The organism is Flavobacterium lipolyticum, from assembly GCF_020905335.1.
Lineage (GTDB): Bacteria > Bacteroidota > Bacteroidia > Flavobacteriales > Flavobacteriaceae > Flavobacterium > Flavobacterium lipolyticum.
In genome coordinates this window covers 222,802-241,131 of the sequence record NZ_JAJJMN010000001.1, presented here as the reverse complement: position 1 = coordinate 241,131, position 18,330 = coordinate 222,802, and the positions used below count along the sequence as shown (strand labels likewise).

10 protein-coding genes and 1 tRNA gene are annotated in these 18,330 nt (G+C 36.5%); 6 read left to right on the top strand and 5 right to left on the bottom strand.

Going from position 1 to position 18,330, the window contains the following annotated elements; genetic code table 11:
- Positions 1 to 12: 12 nt before the first annotated feature.
- Positions 13 to 1,308 carry a zinc-dependent metalloprotease family protein gene (locus LNQ34_RS00975; RefSeq protein WP_229998367.1) on the top strand — a complete coding sequence of 432 codons (1,296 nt, stop codon included), beginning with the start codon at positions 13 to 15 and terminating at the stop codon, positions 1,306 to 1,308.
- Between the two features lie 128 nt (positions 1,309 to 1,436).
- Here the strand turns inward: LNQ34_RS00975 and purL are convergent, their stop codons facing one another.
- From purL to LNQ34_RS00960, 3 genes are all read right to left on the bottom strand, one after another.
- The gene (gene purL, locus LNQ34_RS00970; RefSeq protein WP_229998366.1) at positions 1,437 to 5,108 is read right to left on the bottom strand and encodes a phosphoribosylformylglycinamidine synthase; all 3,672 of its coding nucleotides are present in this window, start codon (positions 5,106 to 5,108) and stop codon (positions 1,437 to 1,439) included.
- 222 nt (positions 5,109 to 5,330) lie between these two features.
- Positions 5,331 to 7,184 (bottom strand): endonuclease, encoded by a 1,854-nt coding sequence (locus LNQ34_RS00965; protein WP_229998365.1) that lies wholly within the window; start codon positions 7,182 to 7,184, stop codon positions 5,331 to 5,333.
- 339 nt (positions 7,185 to 7,523) lie between these two features.
- Positions 7,524 to 9,041, bottom strand: a complete 1,518-nt coding sequence (locus LNQ34_RS00960; RefSeq protein WP_229998364.1) for a hypothetical protein — start codon at positions 9,039 to 9,041, stop codon at positions 7,524 to 7,526.
- Positions 9,042 to 9,292: 251 nt separating this feature from the next.
- On the opposite strand from LNQ34_RS00960, the gene LNQ34_RS00955 reads away from it, so the two are divergent.
- The 5 genes from LNQ34_RS00955 to LNQ34_RS00935 all read left to right on the top strand — a co-directional run bounded on the left by LNQ34_RS00955 (position 9,293) and on the right by LNQ34_RS00935 (position 13,141).
- On the top strand, positions 9,293 to 9,724 hold the full coding sequence (locus tag LNQ34_RS00955; RefSeq protein ID WP_017496067.1) for a PaaI family thioesterase: 432 nt from the start codon (positions 9,293 to 9,295) through the stop codon (positions 9,722 to 9,724).
- 5 nt (positions 9,725 to 9,729) lie between these two features.
- Complete coding sequence (locus LNQ34_RS00950; protein ID WP_229998363.1) at positions 9,730 to 10,809, top strand: chorismate-binding protein; 1,080 nt, start codon at positions 9,730 to 9,732, stop codon at positions 10,807 to 10,809.
- A 222-nt stretch (positions 10,810 to 11,031) separates the two neighbouring features.
- A complete protein-coding gene (gene bshB1, locus LNQ34_RS00945) occupies positions 11,032 to 11,748 on the top strand; it encodes a bacillithiol biosynthesis deacetylase BshB1 (protein WP_017496065.1) in 717 nt (238 codons plus the stop codon).
- Positions 11,749 to 11,832: 84 nt separating this feature from the next.
- Positions 11,833 to 11,906, top strand: a tRNA-His gene (locus LNQ34_RS00940).
- 1,064 nt (positions 11,907 to 12,970) lie between these two features.
- On the top strand, positions 12,971 to 13,141 hold the full coding sequence (locus LNQ34_RS00935) for a hypothetical protein (RefSeq protein ID WP_202702047.1): 171 nt from the start codon (positions 12,971 to 12,973) through the stop codon (positions 13,139 to 13,141).
- Positions 13,142 to 13,284: 143 nt separating this feature from the next.
- Here LNQ34_RS00935 and ypfJ read toward each other — a convergent pair whose 3' ends face one another.
- Positions 13,285 to 14,133: a KPN_02809 family neutral zinc metallopeptidase gene (gene ypfJ / locus LNQ34_RS00930; RefSeq protein WP_202702046.1), complete on the bottom strand. Its 849-nt coding sequence runs from the start codon at positions 14,131 to 14,133 to the stop codon at positions 13,285 to 13,287.
- A 91-nt stretch (positions 14,134 to 14,224) separates the two neighbouring features.
- Complete coding sequence (locus LNQ34_RS00925; RefSeq protein ID WP_229998362.1) at positions 14,225 to 18,277, bottom strand: PAS domain S-box protein; 4,053 nt, start codon at positions 18,275 to 18,277, stop codon at positions 14,225 to 14,227.
- Positions 18,278 to 18,330: the final 53 nt, after the last annotated feature.

Here is an 18,330-nt window from a genome sequence, read left to right as displayed (position 1 = left end):
AACGTGTTAAAAATGGAAAAGAAAATTATTTTCGGGATTTTTATAGTGTTTTCGCTTGTTTCCTGTAGTAGAGAAAATACGGGATTAGAGTCAGATCTATCAAACAGCGTTGCTTATAAAATATCAGAACTACCACAGTTGCCCGATTTTGCAAAGCCAATAAGAGAATCTGGAGAAATAAGAGAATTTAGTTTAATTAAGAAAGATGGAGCAAAACTGAATTTTGATTTGAAAAGCGCAGAGCAGATTTTATTTGGCAAAAAAAGGACCTTAACAGGCACAGTTGAAGCGAACGAAAAGTATGAAAATGCTATTATGATTATAGGTGATAATGGATTTGAATTGTACTTTAAAGATAATGGAGAAGAATTAGTTCTCAAAGGGAAAAAGGACTTAGATGTAGGGGTTGAAGAGCTGGATTTAAATTTTGATCGGGTAGAAAAGAAAGAATTTTTAGTTGCAGCAAACAAATTAGGACATAACGGAGAGGTATTATTGAGAAATTATCTAAATCAGCAAAGTACTAGCAAAAAGGATGATAGCCATTTTGAAGTTATTACTGAAAAGTATGACAATTATAGGCTGATTAATGAAACTGCTACATTAAGAAGAAAAGAATTAGTTGAAGGTAGAATAGCAGGAGGATGTTTATCCATTGTACCTCCGGTTGATCCATCACCTCAATTATTCAATCCAACCAAACCACCCGGTATACTAAATATGGATTCCAGGAAAACATACAATATTGAGGTTGTTTACATGGAAAATGCTTTCCCTTACATGTTTCATTATGTTAAACTTGTATATTCTCTTATGCGATTGAGGGGGAAATTAGGTTTAAAAAAAGAGGAATATTGTCAAGTTCCTAACTTCAATTTTTATACACCTGAAGATACACCTGCGGCTAAGGCGGAATATCTGGCTTCTTTTGCTAGAGTTAGTGACGCCGATAAACAGTTAAAACATTTGGTTTCGTATAATATAAAGCATCCCAATAAATTAGGTTTCAAAGTGGTTAGATGCGCGTTTTTCACTGGGCATAAATGGAGTAATAGTAACTTAGGTTTGGCATATGTAGGTACATATGGTAATTCTTATTCTGGAAAAGGGTTTAGTTCATTAATCATTTCTGATTTAGCAAACAACGCTTTTGCTCACGAGTGTGGACATAATTTAGGGGCTGATCATGTTAATGATGTTAATGATGTTATGTATAGGTACAATGCACTTGATGGATCAGGTAAATATGAACATCTTGATAAAGGTAATTTGTCAGCAATAAAAGATTGTATGCAAAATAGATGGTAATGGGAATTGTTTTTTTTTCTGGAGTGAAGAAATATCGAGCTTTTAATTTCATAAAAAATGCCCCAAATAGTGTCTAACTTTTTGGGGCATTTTCATAATTCGGGCGTTTTTAAATTATAATATATTTTTTAGTTTTTTTCAATCCATTTTCTGGCGTTGACAAAAGCTTCGTGCCAAGGCGAAACCTCGTCGTTTCTGTCTTTTGGATAATGTGCCCAGTTCCATTGGAAGGTGGAGCGCTCAATGTGTGGCATCATTACCAAATGTCTTCCGGTTTTGTCACATAACATTGCTGTGTTGTAATCAGATCCGTTAGGGTTTGCAGGATAACCTTCGTAAGCATACTTAGAAACAATGTTGTAGTTTTCTTCGGCTAAAGGCAATTTGAATTTACCTTCTCCATGAGAAACCCACACTCCTAAAGTGCTTCCGGCCAATGTCGATAACATAACCGAGTTGTTTTCCTGTACTTTTACAGAAGTAAAGATGCTTTCGTGTTTCTGACTTTCATTGTGAAGCATTTTTCCGTGAACTTCATGCTCCGGATTGATCACTTCTAATTCCATGAACAATTGACATCCGTTACAAATCCCGACAGATAGCGTATCTTCTCTTTTAAAGAAATTATCGAGAGCGGTTTTTGCTTTTTCGTTGTATAAGAAAGCTCCGGCCCATCCTTTGGCAGAACCTAAAACATCAGAATTAGAGAAACCTCCAACAGCTCCAATAAACTGAATGTCTTCCAGTGTTTCACGACCCGAAATCAAATCAGTCATGTGAACGTCTTTTACATCAAAACCGGCTAAGTACATAGCATTTGCCATTTCACGCTCAGAATTACTTCCTTTCTCACGGATAATAGCCGCTTTTGGTCTCTTGACTTCGCTCGAGATGATAGGTTTTTTACCAGTGAAATGAGATGGGAAAGTATAATTTAAAACCTGATTTTTATAGTTTTCAAATCGTGCCTGAGCTCTTCCGTTTTTAGATTGTTTTTGATCTAATAAATATGAAGTCTCGAACCAGATGTCTCTGTAAGCTTTTATGTCTAAAGTCCAAGGTCCAAGGTCTAAAGTCTCGGTCGTTGTTGCTTTTCCTAATTTATAGAACTCGATGTTGTTGGCATTTAATTTGGCTTCAACAGCAGTATCTGATTTCGCCTGGAAAACAATACCAATGTTTTCTGCAAAAAGGATTTTCAATAAGTCTTTTTCTGCGAAAGCGCTGAAGTCAATTTTTGCCCCAAGGTTTACATCTGCAAAACACAATTCTAATAAAGTTGTGATCAAACCACCGCTTCCGATATCGTGTCCGGCTAAAATTTGGTTTTCACCAATTAATTCCTGAATGGTATTAAAAGCATTTTTGAAGAAAGAAGCGTCTTTAATAGTAGAAGTCTCTTTTCCGATTGTATTTCTGATTTGTGCAAAAGAAGAGCCTCCTAATTTGAAATCATCCTGAGACAAATTGATATAATAGATTGAATCTCCGTTTCTTTGTAAAACAGGTTCTACTACTTTTTTGATATCGGTACAGTTTCCTGCTGCCGAAATAATAACCGTTCCCGGTGCAATTACTTCGTCGTTTGGATATTTTTGTTTCATCGAAAGAGAATCTTTTCCGGTTGGAATATTGATTCCTAATTCGATTGCAAATTCAGAACAACCTTCTACGGCAGCATATAAACGAGCGTCTTCACCTTCGTTTTTGCAAGCCCACATCCAGTTGGCAGACAATGAAATTCCTTTTAACTGATCTTTAATTGGTGCCCAAATGATGTTTGATAATGACTCGGCAATAGCATTTCTGGATCCCGCAACCGGGTCAATCAAAGCAGCGATAGGAGCATGCCCGATAGAAGTAGCGATTCCTTCTTTACCTAAATAATCCAGAGCCATAACTCCAACATTATTCAAAGGCAACTGTAAAGGTCCTGCATTTTGTTGTTTGGCTACTTTTCCACCCACACAACGGTCTACTTTATTGGTTAACCAGTCTTTTGAGGCAACCGCTTCTAAACGCAAAACGTCTTTTAAGTAATTTTCGAAATCTGCTGTGTTGTAAGCAACATCAGCATATTTTCTGTCAATTGTTTTATCGGTCATAACTGTTTTTGGAGAACTTCCGAAGAAATCTTCTAAAGCATAATCCATCGGTTTTGAACCGTTTGTTTTAGATTCGAATGTAAAACGGTGATCGCCCGTTACATCTCCAACCTGATACATTGGCGAACGCTCTCTGTCGGCAATTCTTTGTAAAGTATCGATATCTTTTTGACCAATAACCAATCCCATTCTTTCCTGAGATTCGTTACCGATAATTTCTTTGGCAGAAAGAGTAGGGTCTCCAACAGGTAATTTATCTAAGTCGATTAATCCTCCGGTCTCTTCCACCAATTCAGAAAGACAGTTTAAGTGTCCTCCGGCTCCGTGATCGTGAATCGAAACAATCGGGTTATTATCGCTTTCTACTAAACCACGAATCGCATTGGCAGCACGTTTTTGCATTTCAGGATTCGAACGCTGAATTGCGTTTAACTCGATTCCTGAGCCAAAAGCTCCGGTATCTGCAGACGAAACAGCAGCACCACCCATACCAATTCTATAATTTTCTCCTCCAAGAATTACGATTTTATCGCCTTCTTGTGGTTTCTTTTTGATTGCCTGATCTAATTTTCCGTAACCAATTCCACCCGCCTGCATGATTACTTTATCGTAACCAATTTTACGGTCGTTTTCTGAATGTTCGAAAGTTAAAACCGAACCTGTAATTAACGGTTGCCCGAATTTATTTCCAAAATCAGAAGCTCCGTTTGAAGCTTTGATTAAAATATCCATTGGAGTTTGGTACAGCCATTTTCTTTCTTCAACAGCATTTTCCCATTTTCGGTCACCCTGAGCGGAGTCGAAGGACTTTAAACGAGAATATGAAGTCATGTAAACTGCTGTTCCAGCTAATGGCAATGAACCCTGGCCACCGGCTAAACGGTCACGAATTTCTCCTCCGGATCCGGTTGCAGCTCCGTTAAAAGGCTCAACTGTTGTTGGGAAATTGTGTGTTTCTGCTTTTAAAGATAAAACGGAATCGAATTCTTTTATCTCGTAATAATCTGGTTTGTCAGCTGTTTTTGGTGCAAACTGCTGCACTTTTGGTCCTTTTACAAAAGCAACGTTGTCTTTATAAGCAGAAACAATATCGTTAGGATTTTCCTGTGATGTTTTTTTAATTAATTTGAATAGAGAAGTTTCTTTTTCTTCTCCGTCAATCACAAATGTTCCGTTGAAGATTTTGTGACGGCAGTGCTCTGAGTTGGCTTGTGAGAAAGCAAAAATCTCTGAGTCAGTTAGTTTTCTTCCTAATTTAGTAGAAAGATTATTTAAGTAATCAACTTCTTCTTCGCTTAAAGCTAATCCTTCTGTTGTATTGTAAGCGGCAATATCATCAATTTCCAGAATAGGTTCCGGCTGCACATTGATCGTGAAAATTTCCTGATCTAATTGGCTGAATTTCTGAAATAACATTGGGTCAAAATCTGAAAAATCAACTGTTGCCGGATGAAATTCTTCAATTCTGATAATGCCCGTAATACCCATGTTTTGAGTAATTTCTACAGCATTTGTACTCCATGGAGTGATCATAGTGGCACGTGGACCAACAAAAAAATCCGTCAGTGCGGATTTTTCGATCTTATTGGAGTCGGCAAAAAGCCAGTTTAGTTTTGAAATGTCTTGAGCCGAAATTTCGTTTTGCGTCTGTACTGCAAAAACAGTTTTGCTTTGGTTTTCAAAGAAATGGATCATTGTGATGTGTAGTTTGTTGTATTGAAGTGCAAATTTAGTTTAAATATCTAGCAAGCGCAAATTTGAAAACAAACTCTTTTAAAAAATATGATACCGTTCTGAAATTGGGATATTGTCGTGCAAAGTTTTTATTTTCACGCAGATTCAGCAGATTCAAGAATGCCGGAACTATTTATAAGTAGTTCCAAAAAAAATCTGCTAAATCTGTGTGAAAAAGTATTTTTAGTTAATGATTATTTTCCTGATGATAGTTTTCGAATCTTTAACAATTTTTAAAATATAAATACCACTTGGTAAATGACTTACTGAAATGCTGTTTTCTGTCGCGTTCTGTTTTTCAAAAACTTTTTGTCCTGAAAAGGAAACAATTTCTACAGCATAAGAAGAGCCAGATTCGTTTAAATTTATATTAAAATTCCCGTCAGAAGGATTTGGATAAACGATGATTCCGTTATAATCCGCAAGGTTTTCTTCTCCTTCTGCTGCAGTAGGCTGTACTTTTTTGCTGCCTAAATTAGCACAGGTATCTTGTGAAAATGAATCCCATTGTGCGCTCAGATTAAAAGTAGTACTTGGTGAAGTTACGGTTGATTTTCTTCTTAAAGTTACGTCGGCTCCGAAATTAGCAGTTCCACCATTGAAAGTTCCGATGATGTCGATTAAAATGCCATTTTTGAATAAACCAATAGGATCATTTCCGTTAAAGGCCATTTCAGTTGCTGTTGTCGAAATATTAGCCGCACTGGTTGAATAGCAGCTTGAAGATATGGAGCTGTTTACAATGACAAATTTACTTCCCGTAGCTAAGGTTCCGCTTAAAGCCAAACCGGTACTCCAGGAACCTGAGCCGTTTGTTTGTTTTTTTATCGTATACGAAGCTAAGCTCACAGAACTTCCAGTGTTATTAGCAATTTCAACTGCTTTATTGTTTCCGGACCCTTCAACGTATTCAGAGAAAAGGAGATCCGTTGTAGTTCCGGTTCCGCCACTGTCGGTTGTAACTGAAATGGTATTGCTTGAAGCGGAAACATTTCCTGCGGCATCTTTTGCTTTTACATAAATAGAATAAGCTGTTGTAGCGGTTAAACCTGTTATAGTTGCAGTTACACCGGAAACAGTGGTTTTTAAAGCGCTGTTTGCATAAATATCGTAACCTGTAACGCCTACATTATCGGTAGAAGCAGTCCAGGATAGTGTAATGGAAGTTGCTGTTTTTGAAGTCGAAGCTAAGTTTGTTGGTGCAGTTGGAGCCTGTGTGTCTGAAGAAGGTGTTCCTCCCCAAATTTGATTGACATATTCCGGATGATCGATATAAGGGTTTCTATTGTTCTGACGGGCATAGATGGCATTGTTTCGGGCAATTTCTCTGGCGCTTACAGGATCTTGTGTGTGCCAGGTTATTAGAAGATTTAAGAATGCCGTAGTAAAAACTTTATTGCCTGATCCGTCAAACATAGGGAAAGAGTAACCTGCAACGTTATTTTCATAACGAGTGGCAAAATAAAAATACATTCGGGCAATATCGCCTTTGAATTCGTTTATAGGTTCGAAAACGGTTCCTGAGTATCCGGATACCGAACTGGAGCCTAATTTACCTCCATTTTGAGAAGTGTACGTAGCAGAACTAACATTCCCGTGAGGATAGTTGGATCGTATTCCGTTTACTTTTCCATCTGTCGGAGTGATAAAATGCGCATCGGATACCATTGGAGATTGTTCGTTAAAAACCGATTGCGGAATAATATGCTCTCTGTTGTAGCAATCGCCTTCTGAAACGTAGTTCCCACAACGCTGTGTTGATCCTGTGGTATAATTGTAAGGATCCGTTCCGGATGGGTTTTCGGAATACATGTCTAAAACAGTTCCGTCGTTTTCAAAAAAATTATCGACATCTGAGGTTTGATAAGTGGTGTACAATCCCGCATATCCGTTATCGGTATGACCTTTAATAATGTTGTACAATTGTGTTTTCAATGTGTAACCTGTTCCTGTTGCGGTGTTGTAATAGCCGGTGGGAATTTGCGCAAATGCCGTTGCGGCAAACATCAATAACAGTAAAAAGTAGTTTTTTTTCATAATTAATAGTCTTTAAGATTTGGTTGTTTTTTGTTTTTAAAATACTGAATTTTAGAATGTTGAAAATCAGTTTTAGCAAATCTACTATTTTTATGAATTATATAAGTTAAGTGATGTTTAATTTTGGATATATTTTCTTACGGGTGTTTTTTGGGGAAAGAAAAGACTTAAGGTGCGGAGTTTTTTCCATGAATTGAATGCAGTTTGTCATTTCGAGGAACGAGAAATCACACTGGCAAGTCCAACCCAATTGTCGCCAATCTTTGTCGAATCCCACGTTTGATTTGCTTCGCTTGTTTACTGTCGCTCGAGTCTCTCTTCGGTTGAAATGATATAAAATTACTTAGGAAAAGCGGTACTCTGATAAGCTCCTAAATCCGGTGGAGAAGTTCTGGTTTTTCCAATAATATCTAAAGGAATGTTATAAGCCTGGTTTCCTTTCGCGAAAGCGGAAGAAGTATTGTCAATGTTGAACAGGTTTTTAGCAACATTAAAGAACTTGGGGTTTTCGTTCAGAATGATCTGGTTGTAGTGTGCAGGATCTGTTTTGAACTGATAATCCGGATTGTTGGAAGAACTGCTGAATTTTAGCAAACAATTATTGAGTTGGTACACAAAGGCGGCAGTGGTTTTTTTGTTTAAATTGAACTCGTTGGCTCCCGATCCGTAAATGATACAGTTGTTAAAAGTCGCCTGTGTCAGCGGATTTGTTTCCGGAACAGCATTGGCCAGGCTGTTGCTTAAACTAACTGCAAATTGAGAATTATTGGACCAACTGTTGTTGAAGGTGCAATGTGTGAATTTGTAATCTCCTCCGTATACACAAGATAAACTCGCAAGACCGGCATAATTGATAACAATGTTTTCTCCATTTATACGGGCATTTTGTGCCAGTATTCCATATTCGACAGTGTTGTAAATCTGGGTGTTTTTGATTTCAATGGTCGAAGCAGGATCCGGATTCTTGAAATTTAAACCAATGACCGCATTTTTCAGGGTAAGATGATGGATAGAGTGATTGGTACTTCCGTTAGCAAAAATGACAGAGTTCCACTGTCCGGGAATATTATCGTAAAGTGATTCTAGTCGATCGCCTTCAAAAACAACTTCATTTTCTAATTTTGGAGTTGAAGAAGTGGTTCCTTTAATTTGTAAAGAAGCTTTATCGTCGACAAAAAGACCTGAATTAGCATGAAAGTATACGCGTGCACCCGCTTCAAAAGTCACCGTTTTGTTTTTAGGAACACCGGCAAATCCATAAATAACATAAGGTTTTTGTTTGGTGAAAAGCAATTCATTTCCGTTGACAGGATCGTTGTCATTCAGGTAAAAACCATCTACCTCTTTGCCTTCAATTTTAATTTTCTCTTTGGTTCCGTCAGGATTTTGTTGTGGATAAAGAAAAACAGCATCCTGAATGAGTGTGACCAAAGCGACTTGTTGAAGATTAGCGCCGCTGTCAAACTGAATCTGATCAGTATATAAAAAATCGGTTGGGTTTGCATCTGTAATATCTGCGGTGGTTTCTACAAAAATGTACAAACTGTCTTTAGATAAAAGTGTGACGTCTTTGAAAATTTTACCATTGTTTCCGCTCATACCGTCGACCGTCATTCTGTATTTTGAATTTAAGCCGTTTTTGAGCTGAATAATAGGAATGGAGATGTCGTTTTTACTTCGGTTGTATACTTTAAGTTGATAGGTAGCAGAGCCAATATTCTTGAAAACAGTGTCCAAATAAACAGTGTCTTTAGAAAACTTTAAATCTCCGGAACTGGCAACGGTATCAAAATCAGTTCGGCAAGAACTAAAAGCTAGAATTATTCCGAAAATGAAGAGTACAAAGTATTGACGCATTTGAATGAGTTTTTTTGCCACGGATTAATAAAGACTAAAAAGTTTTTTACTCTTTGAAGAGATATTCTAATCTGTGAAAATCTGTGTAATCTGTGGCATCAAAAAAAATCTCTGCAACAGATTAACAATTAATGTTTTTGTAAAAATAACAAAAAACTTACACGTTTGAAGTGGATTTTTAATTTTAGAATGGGATTTTCAAATTTGTATCTCATCTTTTCTTTAATTTTACGTTTTTAAAGACTATTTTAATGAATTATACAAAAGAGCAGATTTTAGCGCGCTGTAATGAGTTCTCAAAAAACACATTGATGGAAACGCTAAAAATAGAATATATCGATGCAGGGCCTGATTTTTTAACTGCAAAAATGCCTGTAAATCCTTCTGTTCATCAGCCAATGGGCTTGTTACACGGTGGAGCTTCAGTAGCTCTGGCTGAAAGTGTTGGTAGTGCAGCGTCTTTCTTTTTTATTGATATGAAAGAACAGGAAGTACGTGGAATCGAGATTTCAGCAAATCATTTGAAAAGTATTCGGGAAGGCTGGGTTTTTGGAACCGCAAGAATCATTCACAAAGGAAGAAGTATTCACTTGTGGGAAATCAAGATTACGGATGAAGAAGGAAATCTGATTTCGCTTTGCAAACTGACCAATATGGTTTTGGAAAAAAAGAAAACAGTATAGGAAGTATGAATGATTTTTTTTCTAAAATTATAGTACAGTACGAAAAGTGTTTGCCTTTTGTAATGTACTCTAAACCGAATTCTACCACTATTTTTGCGCTTTTGCAGCAAAATGATACGTTGCATAAAATCTCCGATTACAAGGAAAAAGGTTTTGTTTTTGCTTCTTTTGATGAAAAACAACTGATATTGATTCCGGAGAATGAATCTGAAATTTTAACAGCAGAACAGCTGGAAATTGCTTTTGAGACTGCTGAAATGGAAGATTCAGTTATTGATAACGAGGCCAGATTACACTACGAAGCATTGGTTTCAAAAGGAATTCAGGCGATTCAAAATGACGAATTCAAAAAGGTAGTATTATCCAGAAGCGAAGAAGTAACTTTAAGCGAGTTCGATTTTGTGTCTACTTTTCAGCACTTGATTCAATTGTATCCCACGACTTTCTCATATGTTTTTTTTCATCCAAAAATAGGTTTCTGGATGGGAGCCACACCGGAACGACTGCTGAAAGCCAACGGAAATGTTTTTGAAACAGTGGCTTTGGCCGGAACACAAAAAGCAACCCTGGAAACGGATATCTTATGGCAGCAAAAGGAGAAAGACGAGCAGCAATATGTAACTGACTTTATTGTAAAAAGATTACGTGAAGTAGCTTCTTCTGTGGATGTATCTGAACCTTACAGTGTAAAAGCGGGATCGATCTGGCATATCAAAACAGATATTTCGGGAGTATTGAATGAGAATTCGACGCTTGAGGAAGTAATCGATACATTGCATCCGACACCCGCAGTTTGCGGTCTGCCAAAGAAAAAGGCAAAGGCATTTATTATTGAAAATGAAAATTACGACAGGACTTTTTATACGGGATTTCTCGGGGAGTTAAACAGCAGTTTTGCTCATGATGAGATCAGTTCTGATTTCTACGTAAATTTACGCAGCATGCAAATTCAGGAGAATAAGGTGATTCTTTACATGGGGTGTGGTATTACAAGGGAAAGCGTTCCGGAAAAGGAGTGGGAGGAAAGCGTGAACAAGTCGATGACAATGAAAAGAGTGTTGAGAGTTATGAGTTATGAGTTATGAGTTATGAGTTTTCAGTCGCAGTCGCAGTTTTCAGTTACTGAGACTATATACTGCGACTGCGACTAAACTTGAAACTTGAAACCTGAAACCTGAAACTTCAAACCTGAAACTTGAAACTTGAAACAAAAAAAAAGAGAATAGAGTAAAGAGAATAGACAAAACATCAATTTTGATTTTCAGTATTGTAATTGAAATTGATTTTTGAAACAGATATTAAAAATTATGAAACTAGACATATTAGCATTTGGTGCACATCCTGATGATGTAGAATTGGGTTGCGCGGGAACAATTTTAAAAGAAGTATCACTGGGTAAAAAAGTGGGTATTGTCGATTTGACACGTGGAGAGTTAGGAACGCGTGGTACGGCGGAAATCAGAGATGAAGAAGCGAAAGAGGCAGCAAAGATATTAGGAGTTTTGGTTCGTGAAAATCTGGGCATGCGTGATGGCTTTTTTACGAATGATGAAAAACACCAGCTGGAGGTCATTAAAATGATTCGAAAGTACAAACCAGAGATTGTATTGTGTAATGCAATTGACGACCGCCATATTGATCACGGGAAAGGCAGTAAATTAGTTTCGGATGCCTGCTTCTTGTCTGGATTGGCAAAAATCGAAACCTCGATCGACGGAGAGCGTCAGGAAGCCTGGCGACCAAAGGTGGTGTACCATTATATACAGTGGAAAAACATCGTGCCGGACTTTGTAGTGGATATTACAGGTTTTGAAAAGAAAAAGGTTGAAGCGGTTTCGGCATATAAAACTCAGTTTTATGACCCAAATTCAAAAGAACCAGCTACACCAATTACGAGTAAAAACTTCTTTGAAAGTTTAGATTATCGTGCGAAGGATTTAGGAAGGCTTGTTGGTAAAGATTTTGCTGAAGGTTTTACTGTTGAAAGGTGTTTGGCTGTCAATAGTTTAGAAAATTTACTGTAAATTTTTCATTTTTTTCTTTGTAGAACTCAACATTAGTTATATATTTGCACTCGCTAAGCAGAAATGCAGAAGCAAAAAAAAATGGTGGTTGTAGCTCAGTTGGTTAGAGTAGCGGTTTGTGGTGCCGCGGGTCGCCGGTTCGAACCCGGTCAGCCACCCAGAAATCAAAGCCTTGAAGAAATTCAAGGCTTTTTTTGTGTTTATACAAAAACGAAGCCTTGAGGATTTGATAAATTCAGGTTTGAAGTTTCAGGTTTGAAGTTTCGGGTTCTAGGTTTCAAGTTTCAAGTTTCGGGTTTCAAGTTTCGGGTTTCAAGTTTCGAGTTTTGGGTTTTAAGTTTCAGGTTTCAGGTTTCAGGTTTCAAATTCCGAATTCCAAGTTTCAGGCTTCCGTTTCGAGCTTTGTGGGTAATATAGTAAGTAGTTGCTCTGAAAGAGCCTTAGCAACAGCATAGTGTAAAGCACTATGATTTAAGTTATAGGGTAGTATCGTCCAGAAGAGCAAAGAGCAGATCAGCTACAGAATTTCATGATCAAATAAAAAAAATAATCTCCTATGATTTTAATCATGTAATAGGTTGAAATTCAGTGCTACCTTTACAGTGTAAAAAAAAATAAGTACTTAACCTATAAGAGTATGGTTTAATAAAGTAAAAATGGTAGCACTGTAAGGTAGATCCTAGCATTTCTCCTGAATCGAATTTAAAATTTGGAATTTGAATAATTTGTAATAAACCCCAATAATTACAAAAAAATCTAAAGGACAATTTCGATTCAGGGGTTTTTATTTATATTCATTACTCTGAATGATAAAAGGATATTGTGTTATTTGTTATGTAGGTAATAGACCAGAACAGCAAGAAAATGTTTGTTTTGATCTTTATGGAGAACTCGCTAAGTATGCTACAACATTTAAGGTTTCAAAATAATCAACATAAGTTCGGATCGTTTTTAACCAAAAAAAGAATGATTGAGAAATCACGCTTTTTTTTGTTGTTGTAATTGGGTTTTCGATTTTTGTGTTTAAAATCTCAAGCTCAAAAATGGGTATTGATTTGAAATTTAACTTTTAAATATTAGTACTTATTTTTTTTAAGTAAAAACTTATTGTTATTGCATTGTTATAAGGATAAAGTCTTATATTTGAAACAGTAGTCTATCTGGTAAAGTCATAAGATGTTCTTGTTAGATTATTGATTTATTAATACTAAAAATTTAACCAATGAAAAAAACAATTAAAAAAATGGATTTGAGTTCTGTAAAAACTCTTTCTGGTAAGGAAATGAAAACTGTGGTAGGTGGTATGAAATGGAAAGGTAGAAGACAAAGCACAAATGTTATAGACTTAAGAGGGTTTCCTCATATAGACTCTCTTTATGAAAGTTTAACGTAAATTAAGATTATATAAAGTTTTACAGTTATAAATTAAAAAAAAATACTCTTGTCTTAATAAAAGTACTTTTTTTGATATTTTGAAAAAAAAGCATGATTCAAAAAAAATCATGCTTTTTTGTTTATTATAATTTAGTTTGTGAACTATCTTATTTCATCAAAGGTATTACCTTGTTTGATGTCTCCGGTTTGGAAACCTTTTTTGAACCAGAACATTCTCTGTGCGGATGTACCGTGAGTAAAGGAATCCGGAACCACTTGTCCCTGCATTTTGCTTTGAATGGCGTCGTCTCCAACGGCGTTGGCTGCACTTAAAGCTTCTTCGATATCGCCAGCTTCTATATATTGTTGGTTGTCATGAGCCCATACTCCGGCATAAAAGTCGGCTTGTAATTCCAGGGCTACAGACAGTTTATTGGCTTCTGCTTCACTTTTTCCTTCCTGTGCCTGTCGCATTTTTGCCGAGGTTCCCAGCAGTGTTTGTATGTGATGGCCTATTTCGTGTGCTATAACGTACGCAATAGCGAAATCCCCACCTTGGGCACCAAATTTAGTTTTTAGTTCTTCAAAGAAGCCTAAATCCATATATACTTTTTGGTCTCCCGGGCAATAAAACGGCCCGGATGCAGATGAAGCTCCACCACATGCAGTTTGTTCAGAGCCTTTAAAGAGAACCAATTTAGGTTTTTTATAAGTAAGTCCTTCTGCTGCGAATTTTTTCTCCCAGGTGTCTTCCGTTTTAGCCAGAACAGATCTTACGAAATGTCCCATTTCTTCATCTTCTTTACTCAATGGGGCAGCAGTTTCAGTGGTTTGTTGTCCGCCTTGCATTTGCTCTAATACATTACCTACAGTTTGGCCGGTTTCACCACCAAAAACATTTAATAATAGAATAATTATACCGATAACTCCACCGCCAATGGCAACTTTTCCGCCAGAAATTGATCTTCGGTCTTCAACATTATCGCTTTCTCGCGTTCCTTTCCATTTCATAGTAATTGAATTTTAGTTCGTAAAGGTTTGTGTTGTACGAATTTATATTTTTTTTAGGAATAATGACGTAATAGCCGAATTTAGTTTTGCGTTATTTTAACCATTTTACCAAAGCTTCTTCTACACTACCTTTCATTATGGGCTTAGAGATGTAGTCATTCATTCCCGCAGAAAGGCATTTGTTGCGTTCCTCTTTTTCGGCACCAGCTGTCACGGCAATGATCGGAATGTCTTTTCCTGTAATGGTATTTCTGATAGCTCTTGTGGTTTCATAACCGTTCATAATAGGCATCTGAATGTCCATGAAAACCAAATCAGGATTGATGTTTTCAAATTGACTTACGGCCTCGTAACCATTTTCGCATTCGTGTATGTAGGCACCGCTATACAAATTTTTGATGATGGTTTTTAAAAGCAGCATGTTGACCTTGTTGTCTTCAACAATCAAAAAGGTAATGTTTTTTTGATTTGAAACCGGGTCGTCAGAATTTAGTTCGAGACCGATAGTTTGAAGTTCGGTATTGTATTTCTCGCTAATGCTTTGATTGCTAGTTTTTAAGTTCAGGTCGAAATAAAAATTACTTCCTACGTCGATTTTACTTTCTAACTGTAAGCGGCTTTCCATTAAAGCGAGCAATTGATTTGAAATAGTGAGTCCTAATCCCGTACCTCCAAATTTTCTCGTCGTAGAGCTATCCTCCTGAGAAAAGGCTTTGAAGATTTTCTTCTGATTTTTTTCGAGAATTCCAATTCCGGTATCCACCACCGAAAATCGGATTATGCAATCGTTGTTGTTGCTTTTTTCCAGAACTGAAACATTAAGTTTGATAGAACCTTCGTTGGTAAACTTAACAGCATTTGAAAGCAGATTAATTAAGATTTGTTTGATACGCACAATATCTGTCCAGATGTATTTAGGGACATCGGGTGCGACATTTAATTCTAACTGCAGATTTTTTTGATTGGATTCGTAGACGATTAAATCAAAAACTTGTCCGAGTACTTTTTTGATGTCGTATAGATCGATAAAAAGTTCCAGTTTTCCCGCTTCGATTTTAGAAAAGTCAAGAATGTCATTGATGATATCCAGTAGTGAATGCGCCGATTGGTTGATCGTGGTCATGTATTTTTCCTGAATTTCTTCAAGGCCGGTATTCATCAGTAAATGTGTGAAACCAATAATACCATTCAAAGGAGTTCTGATTTCATGCGACATATTGGCCAGGAAATCTGATTTAGATTTATTGGCTGCCTCGGCAAGCTGTTTGGCTTTTATGGCATCTTCACTTTCTTTTTTGTTGGTAATGTCGAAATAAATTCCACCCACAAATTCAATTTCATCCCCTTTTTTAATCACGTCTCCAAATTCTTCTACCCAGATAAATTCACCGGTTTTCCGTCGGATGCGATATACATTGTGCAGTGGCATTCCACTTTGTAAATTATCGATTTGGTTGTTGACCACTTCGTCTTTGTCATCAGGATGAATAAGAGATAAAAAGGATAAATTATTCTCAATAAATTCTGATTTGGAATAACCGGTAAGGTTTAAAATTTCATCATTAAGAAATATCTTAGTGGAGAAAGCATCAAATTTGGACAAGTATACCGTGCCGGGAATGTTGTTGGCGATTAATTTGAATTTTTCCTCACTTTCGAGAATTTTGGTTTCGTTTCGGTTTCTTTCCAGTGCCGATGAGATGTTATTTGCCAGGACCTGAAAGATATAAATTTCTTCTTCAGACCATTTTCGTTCTTTGGTGCAATCGTCGAAGCCTATGAATCCGGTAAAAATATCGTTGATGTACAGCGGTAGTATCAGAATCGATTTGATTTCATTGGCAATCAGTAGTTGTTTAAAAAAAGTATCGTCGAGTTTGCGGGTAAGGGTGTTGACGATTTTTTTGTTCTGAGCAGCCTCATAAATTTCTTGCAATTGATCTTTTGTTAATCGTTGTAATTTTGTGATCTGATGCTCAATACCCTGTCTGGACCATTTGTATTTCTGGCTTACAGTATTTGTTGTGAAATCTTTTTCGTAGTAGTACATATGGTCTACTTTGGCTGCTTTTCCAATTAAATTGTAGGTTTCCTGAAACATTTCCTGAGTAGATTTACTCATCAGAAATTTCTCGGTACACAGGGAAAGTGCAGACAATAGCTGGCTTTTGAATTCTAATTTTTTTTCAGCTTCCAAACGCATTTGTGAGGAGATTGCCAATGAGATTACATCCGAAATGGTACGGGCGTAATTGATGTCCTCGTTGTCCCAGTTTCTTTTTTCTTCGGTGCTTTCAAAACAAACAACTCCAACAAGCTGTCCGTTTAAAAAGATAGGTACATCCAGCATCGATTTGATGTGGTTTTTGGTAAAGTACAATTTTTGAAATTCGGATGTTTCGAGTTTATTGAAAACATCTGGGGCATTTATGATTGCTTTGTTTTTAAGTGTTTCAAAGTAAATTGGATAAGATTGTTTGTCCAATATATTTTTGTCATTAAGATGTTGTTTGTCAATGCTGAAAAGATTCTTGCAGCTGATTAAGTCTTTATGACATTTCCAGAAGCTCACCCGATTGGTTTTGGTTACAATTGCGGCTTCTTTTATGATGTAATCAATAACCGTATTTAAATTGTTGTATTGACTAAAATCTGTAGTCGAGAGTTTGTTAATCGAATTGTTATACGACTCGATTTTCTTGAGACGTTTTCTTTTGTCGTTCTCAATATTTCTAATTTCAGTAATATCGCGGGCTATTCCGGCAAAGCCAATTGTTTGTCCTAGATCATTTTTTCGCACAATAATCTTTTGCGAAATCCAAAGCTTTTTTCCGTTTTTCTTCAGAATAGGAATCTCTATAGTTGGGAAATTATTTTCATTCATTTCCAGGTTTTCGTAGAAATCTACAGCATTACGCTGATAGTTTTCATGGATGAAATTAGAATAATGCTGTGCGATAATTTCGTTCTCAGCATATCCTAATATCGAAAATCCAAAGTCATTGATGAAAGTAAAATAACCATCAGAATCAATTTCAAAAATGATATCTGTGGCAGTCTGAATCAGATTTTTGTATTGATCGCGAACCGTGATTTGTTCCGTAACATCCTGGCCGATACTAATAATCAGACATTGAGAGAATCTTTTGTCTTTCCATTGTATGTATTTGTATTCCCCGTTTTTACTTTTTAGTTTCCGGATGTAGAGTTTGTCTTCCTCATGACTTATATTGCTGAGGTTTTCAGGATAGTCTGTTTCATTCGTTAATTTCCAAAATTTAGCCCCCATAACTTCGTCCGGTAAATATCCCAGAATAGAAGTGATCGTCTCACTGCAAAACAAGACTTCGTTTTTTTCGTTTGTAGCAATAGTCAGTGAGTTTCCTTTGTGTACAATTTCATTGGTGAATCTGAAATTATCACTGTTGTTTAGTAAAACGACATATTTAACCTGATTAAGAATGAAGATCAGTACGCAGTAGTTGATTAAGATAATGGATGATTTTACGGGAATTAACTGATAAACAACTGTTGTAATCAGAAAGGTAAAAACTAATCCAACAAAGAACCAGTATAATTTTATGGGTTTTAGGATGCTGTAGGAGAAGTAGAAGAAGATTAAAAAAGCAATTATAGGAATAATATCGTTGGTGCGATGGACGATGTTGTATCCAACATAAAAGAGATAAACAAAGAAGGATAAAATAAATATGGACTGTACCCGCTCTCTTAAAAATTCAATTTTTCCAATTATGAAATAAAACAAAAGCATCGCGAAGCCAATACTTACATTTACGAAAAGTAAACTCTTTGGCCTGATTTTAAAAATTTCATTGATGATTTCGATTACAATCAATGCAATACCAAAGAACAAAATATAGAGATGATACTCTCTGTTTACTGTTTCTGTTTCTGGTTTTCTTTCGATGAAGTAGCCAATTCTGCTCTTGATCCGGAAGAATTGGTATACGAGAAGGGTCAGAAAGGCAATCATCGACAAACCTAACATGATGAGTTTAGGATTGTTGTAAAATATGATGTCTGAATTGATGACATACCACTTCGTAATAATTGATTTCAGGGCATTACCAAGTATGGCAACTCCTGGGATCAACGAATTGAAGAGACTATAGTTTGCTACCATAGAATTCGGGGGTATGTTTGGTTTAGTAAATCTTTTATTTTGAAAAATTCAAC

What these genes read in the sequence shown, in the direction of transcription:
- ypfJ (WP_202702046.1), bottom strand. Translation starts at nt 14,133, where the DNA reads ATGAAATGGAAAGGAACGCGAGAAAGCGATAATGTTGAAGACCGAAGA.
- LNQ34_RS00975 (WP_229998367.1), top strand. Translation starts at nt 13, where the DNA reads ATGGAAAAGAAAATTATTTTCGGGATTTTTATAGTGTTTTCGCTTGTT.
- LNQ34_RS00935 (WP_202702047.1), top strand. Translation starts at nt 12,971, where the DNA reads ATGAAAAAAACAATTAAAAAAATGGATTTGAGTTCTGTAAAAACTCTT.
- bshB1 (WP_017496065.1), top strand. Translation starts at nt 11,032, where the DNA reads ATGAAACTAGACATATTAGCATTTGGTGCACATCCTGATGATGTAGAA.
- purL (WP_229998366.1), bottom strand. Translation starts at nt 5,108, where the DNA reads ATGATCCATTTCTTTGAAAACCAAAGCAAAACTGTTTTTGCAGTACAG.
- LNQ34_RS00960 (WP_229998364.1), bottom strand. Translation starts at nt 9,041, where the DNA reads ATGCGTCAATACTTTGTACTCTTCATTTTCGGAATAATTCTAGCTTTT.
- LNQ34_RS00950 (WP_229998363.1), top strand. Translation starts at nt 9,730, where the DNA reads ATGAATGATTTTTTTTCTAAAATTATAGTACAGTACGAAAAGTGTTTG.
- LNQ34_RS00965 (WP_229998365.1), bottom strand. Translation starts at nt 7,184, where the DNA reads ATGAAAAAAAACTACTTTTTACTGTTATTGATGTTTGCCGCAACGGCA.
- LNQ34_RS00955 (WP_017496067.1), top strand. Translation starts at nt 9,293, where the DNA reads ATGAATTATACAAAAGAGCAGATTTTAGCGCGCTGTAATGAGTTCTCA.
- LNQ34_RS00925 (WP_229998362.1), bottom strand. Translation starts at nt 18,277, where the DNA reads ATGGTAGCAAACTATAGTCTCTTCAATTCGTTGATCCCAGGAGTTGCC.